Source organism: Aequorivita echinoideorum (assembly GCF_018476645.1).
GTDB lineage: Bacteria > Bacteroidota > Bacteroidia > Flavobacteriales > Flavobacteriaceae > Aequorivita > Aequorivita echinoideorum.
The window spans coordinates 1-4,856 of the sequence record NZ_JAHCTB010000011.1 but is presented as its reverse complement, the minus strand read 5'-3'; the positions used below and the strand labels follow the sequence as shown (position 1 = coordinate 4,856).

Below are 4,856 nucleotides of genomic sequence, written 5' to 3'. Positions count from 1 at the left end.
ATCAAAAGTTTTAAATCGAAACCTACTTTTTTGTAGGAAGTTTTTCGGCAGTGCTGTTTTTTGTCTTTCATTAAGTCTAGTACTAAAAGGTTTAATTTTTAGTCAACCTATTTCAGGAAAGTACATTCGTTTATATGTTTGCTAACGGTTGTGTATAAGAACAGTAGGGCTGAAAATAAGCGGTTACCATTCGGTTAAACACAAGCCGAATTTTTAAATTTCTATGTTTATCTTTCTTTGTAAATATAGCCAAATTTAAAAATTTGGCGACTTCGCAAATGCGCCCAAACCATTCGGTTTTGCTACAATTGCCCTATTGTTTTTATACGATGTTAGCAAACGTATTATTTCCGCAGTATTTCGTTTTCTATTTTAGTTCGATATCTGCTGTTTAAATCACGAAATGTATCTGGTGGCAAGTCAAACTCTTCTAACATATTTTCAAGTTCTTTCCATTTGTCCGATACATATTGGAACTTATTATCTGATGATTTCCCTTTGGAAATAACATCCGATACGAAAGGTCTTATTTTAGAGTTCAATATTTCATTAAATTCACTTTGGTTCATTTGAATGGATTTGGCACAAAAACATCATCCTTTATCTTTTTTACGTAGGTTTTTGCAGGTTCGTAATTTTTTACTTTTTTAAAATATCTTTTTGCTTTTTTATGATTGTAAGTATAGTAATAATAAAGACCTGTAAAATAATTCTTTACGCTATTTTTATACCAGATATTTTCGGTAATGGTTTTGACTGATTCATAGTCGCCTTTGGCCATATATGAGGACAAATATTTCCACATTTCTTCGTGCATATAATCACTCCATTGTGAACGATTGCCACCTGTTTTAAGAAATTTACGAGAAAAGTTATAAGCGTCAATCATTCTGTTTTTCCCAAAGTAAGCAACACTTTTTATTTCGTATGCTGATGAAAAACCAGATTGAATGGATAAAATACTGTTCGCATTATTAATTGCTTCGTCAAAATTTTGATTAGCTAAATTAGTTTTTGCTCGCTCCATTAGAGATTTTAAGGCTTTATATTTTAAGCCCAAAAGGTTTGTGTTTGGCGAACTGGTAAAATCTACAAATTTAGAGTCAGCTGTTTTATATCTTTCTCTATTACTATTTGAATTTGAACTACCTTTCTTTTTTCTTGCATTAAGTCCCATCTTAAATCCACGATTATACCCATCTGAATAACTGCTTGAATTTTCGCCAACTTTAGGCACAGGTGCAACTGGTGGAACAGGTTCAACACAGCCAACACCTTGGTCTTGACAAAAACCTTTCTTATAACCGTTATTAAATCCGTTTGTATATTTTGATTGAGCGAAAGAAAAAGTCGCTAAAAGTAATAATGTCAAAAATAGTAATGTCGTTCGTTTCATATGTTTGCTAACGGTCTTGTATATGGCTCGTAGCGTGCAAATTAGCGACAACTATTCGGTTAAGCACGAGCCGAATTTTTTAATTTTCTTATTATCTTTTCTTTTCAATAAGCCAAATTAAAAAATTTGGCGGACTTGCAAATATGTCTTAACTTTGATTAGGCAACTGCCTAGCTATGAGCTATATACGTTGTTAGCAAACGTATTTTAACCGCTCTAATTTTCTAAAAGGCTATATTTTACAAAATTGTTATTCCATTTGTCCGTAATATTTATTGTTTTTACCAAATCATTAAATTCAAATCCGTTGGTATTTGTTGCTGTCAAATATATTCTTGCCTCTGCATTTTGTACTTTGAATTTATCTATTGTTGGGATGTAATCAATGTTGTTGGTATCTTCAACTTGCTCAAAATCATTAAAAAGCCTTAAACAAAAGTTGGATTTTGTATTTATCAAATTTGGCGAAAATTTATTCTCTGTGATATTGGTGAAATAATTGTAATTATTACTATTGTCAAAATAATTTTCAAATTCTTCCATTAAACCTTTTAGCCTTGTCAAATCCTTTTCAGAGTATTTGTATCTTTTTTCTGTAATATATTTATTCTCACTTTCAAGTAGTTGAACATCTTCTTTATCGTCTTTGTCTGTTCTTTTCCAATTTTCTCTGGTTAAATCGAGATAATTAGCATAACGTTGTAGTTCCTCCAAGTTAGTATTTGTATTATTTTTAAAAAAAGAGGACACATCGTAATCGCTCAATTTGTCCGTTTCTGTGAGATAATCACGATAATCTTTTGATTTAAACGTAATTGTTCCTGCTTTATATTTTAAAACTAATTCCACTACAATTTGACTTTTCTCAATAATTTCTCCAAAGGGATTTCCAATTTCCGTGGTTAAATTCAAGATTGTCGTTTGGGAAGAGGATATTGTAGAAAAAATCAGTTTTTTGTCTTTATTGAATACGTCTCCGAATTTATAGCTCAATCCGTTATTAAAATCTAATTTGAACGATTCTTCTGAAAATCCATTTTTTGTCTTTTCCTTAATTTCGTTCTTTGAATTTGGCATTTTACTTTGAATGTAGTCTTTTGGTCTTATATCAAAGCTGTACAAAATATCGTTTTCTTTGTTTTTGTAAACAGATTTTATTGTTACTCCTAAAGTTTGGTAATTAATGTCATTTCCTTGATTTGCTTTTGCTCTTGTAATTTGTTCATTTTCTATTTGTTTGAAAGAATTATTAAAGTCGTTTGAAGTGCCATAGTCATTTTTGTCAATTATGTAAGTATAAATAATTGTATTAGTTTCTTTATCAAATTTTACCTTTTCTGCGAAAGTGTATTCATCAACTTTAGCTGGAAGTTTCATCATTCTGTTCGTGTTCTGTGCGATTTGCGTCATATAGTTTTGAGCATTTTCTTCTTTTTTTGACAGATTATCACAACCTATCATCAAAAAGCACAAAATTATTAAGTAAAGAATGTTGTTTGTTTTCATATGTTTGCTAACGTTTCGCGGCTTTGCGTTCGGGCGGGCTTTTTAGCACTACACTTGATACGAAGCACGAAAGTTCAAATATAGCAAAAAGCGTCAGACGAAGCACTGAACCCCGCCTGACGCAAAACCGCTGTTAGCCGTTCGTTGTTTTATTTCGTCTTTCGTTTCTTAGATGATTTTGCGACTTTATTGTATTCAAGGCATATGTTTAAGAAAAATTCAAAGTCTTTTCTATTTTTAAACCCGTCAGGATTTATATAACAGTAGCCCTTGTATTCTTTACCTTTCATTAACATTGTCTCATAACCATCTTTCTCGTAAAGTTCTTCCTGTTGGCTTGGGTCAAAACGCAACATTAACTTTTCATTGCTTACACAAACGCAAGTCTTTCCGTTGACCATAAAGTTTAGAACATTGAACATTAGTTTTTCTTCAACTTCTATTTCTGGTATTTCAGCAAGATATTCTCTGACTCTGTCAGCAAGATTTGTGTCGTAAGCCATCAGTAAAAATTATTTACGTGAATGAAGTCCAATAGTATTGCCCTCTGTGTCAATGAAAATTGAAATGAAACCAAATTCACCAATATTCATTTTAGGTTGCACTACTTTTCCACCTGCTGCTTCAATTCTTTGTTCTTCTGCAATGTTGTCTTCGGTTTCAAAATAGACAACCGTATTATTGCTACTTGGAACAAAATCAGCTTTTTCCACTAATGCACCTGAAATGTCGTGGCTTTCAGGGCTGAAAGGGAAGAATGATTGCTTGCCCCATTCAATGGGTGCATCTGTCAGCTTTAAATTGAAAACTGTTTCGTAGAATTTTTTTGCTCGGTCTAAGTTTGCCACATTGATGTCAAACCAACCAACTGGATTTACATTTGCCATTTTACTATGATTTTTAAGTTTTTGCATTATTGCGATGCAAAGTTAAACTCAGTCAAAACGGCAAAATTGTAAATATGGGACAAGCCTATTTTTTGTCAAATATCAACGACATTTTTAAGGCGTCACCGAAAAAATCCTTTGGTGTCAAACCTGTGAACTCTTTAAACTCTTTTATAAAATGGGCTTGGTCAAAATATTCGTTTTCATAAGCCAAGTCAGTTAGTTTTGTAACTTCTTCATTCAATAATACTTTCAATGTTGTTTGAATTCTAATCGTTTTTGCAAGTTGTTTTGGGCTTAACCCTATGGCTGAAGAAAATTTCCGTGCTAGTTGTCTTCGGTTTATGTTATTGTTTTTTGAAAATTCATTTACCGAAAAATGTCCATTTGTACTGAATATGGTTTCAATCGTTGATTTTACGATATTGTCATTGTTTTTTCTGTCGGCTAATTGTTTTAAAAGAAAGCCTTCAACAATTTGAATTCTTTCAGGTGTAGATTTTGCGGTTAAGATTTGATTGCCAAGTTTTATGCCGTATTCTCCAAATAAAATGTCCAATGGAACTGCGGTATTTTCTAATTCTTTGATTGGAATTGATGTAAAAGGTAAAAACCCATTTGGTTTGAATTGAACAACAAAACTGCCCGTTACACCAACTGGTTCAATTACATAGGGCTTTGTCAGTTGTCCAATTAAAAAGCACTTTGGTAAAACGGTTATCTCGCCATTTTGTGAATGATGTTTATAAGTGTCGCCATAATGAAAAATCAATTTCATTGTTCCGTCTGGCACGATGGTGTTTTTGATTGGTATATTTTCCTTTTCACCGTCTAGTGTCCAATATCTTTTAACGAACTCTGTCAGTTCAATATTTGGCTCGTATGTTTTCGGATTTAAGTCCATTGTCGATTTTTGTACGGTGTCTTTTTACAATGACGGCTAACGGTCAAGTATAACCGCAGTTACGGGCAAGTTAGCGAAAATTTTCGGTATGGAACTGACGTTAGCAATTCCGAGTGGATTCGGACGTAGTCGAATCCGCCGTAATTGCGGTTATACATTGTTA

General features: G+C 32.6%; 6 protein-coding genes. All 6 read right to left on the bottom strand.

Features of this window, described 5'->3' with window-relative positions; translation table 11 throughout:
* Positions 1-344 precede the first annotated feature (344 nt).
* The 6 genes from KIV10_RS13675 to KIV10_RS13650 all read right to left on the bottom strand — a co-directional run bounded on the left by KIV10_RS13675 (position 345) and on the right by KIV10_RS13650 (position 4,693).
* The gene (locus KIV10_RS13675) at positions 345-569 is read right to left on the bottom strand and encodes a hypothetical protein (protein WP_214114695.1); all 225 of its coding nucleotides are present in this window, start codon (positions 567-569) and stop codon (positions 345-347) included.
* Positions 566-1,396 carry a tetratricopeptide repeat protein gene (locus KIV10_RS13670; RefSeq protein WP_214114693.1) on the bottom strand — a complete coding sequence of 277 codons (831 nt, stop codon included), beginning with the start codon at positions 1,394-1,396 and terminating at the stop codon, positions 566-568. Before KIV10_RS13670 ends, KIV10_RS13675 begins: the two co-directional genes overlap by 4 nt.
* Positions 1,397-1,612: 216 nt before the next feature.
* A complete protein-coding gene (locus KIV10_RS13665) occupies positions 1,613-2,902 on the bottom strand; it encodes a hypothetical protein (RefSeq protein ID WP_214114691.1) in 1,290 nt (429 codons plus the stop codon).
* Between the two features lie 149 nt (positions 2,903-3,051).
* Entirely contained in the window at positions 3,052-3,405 is a 354-nt protein-coding gene (locus KIV10_RS13660) for a TfoX/Sxy family protein (protein ID WP_214114689.1), read from the bottom strand.
* A gap of 9 nt (positions 3,406-3,414) precedes the next feature.
* Positions 3,415-3,816 carry a VOC family protein gene (locus tag KIV10_RS13655; RefSeq protein WP_003009469.1) on the bottom strand — a complete coding sequence of 134 codons (402 nt, stop codon included), beginning with the start codon at positions 3,814-3,816 and terminating at the stop codon, positions 3,415-3,417.
* A gap of 58 nt (positions 3,817-3,874) precedes the next feature.
* Positions 3,875-4,693 carry a helix-turn-helix domain-containing protein gene (locus KIV10_RS13650; RefSeq protein ID WP_214114687.1) on the bottom strand — a complete coding sequence of 273 codons (819 nt, stop codon included), beginning with the start codon at positions 4,691-4,693 and terminating at the stop codon, positions 3,875-3,877.
* Positions 4,694-4,856 lie beyond the last annotated feature (163 nt).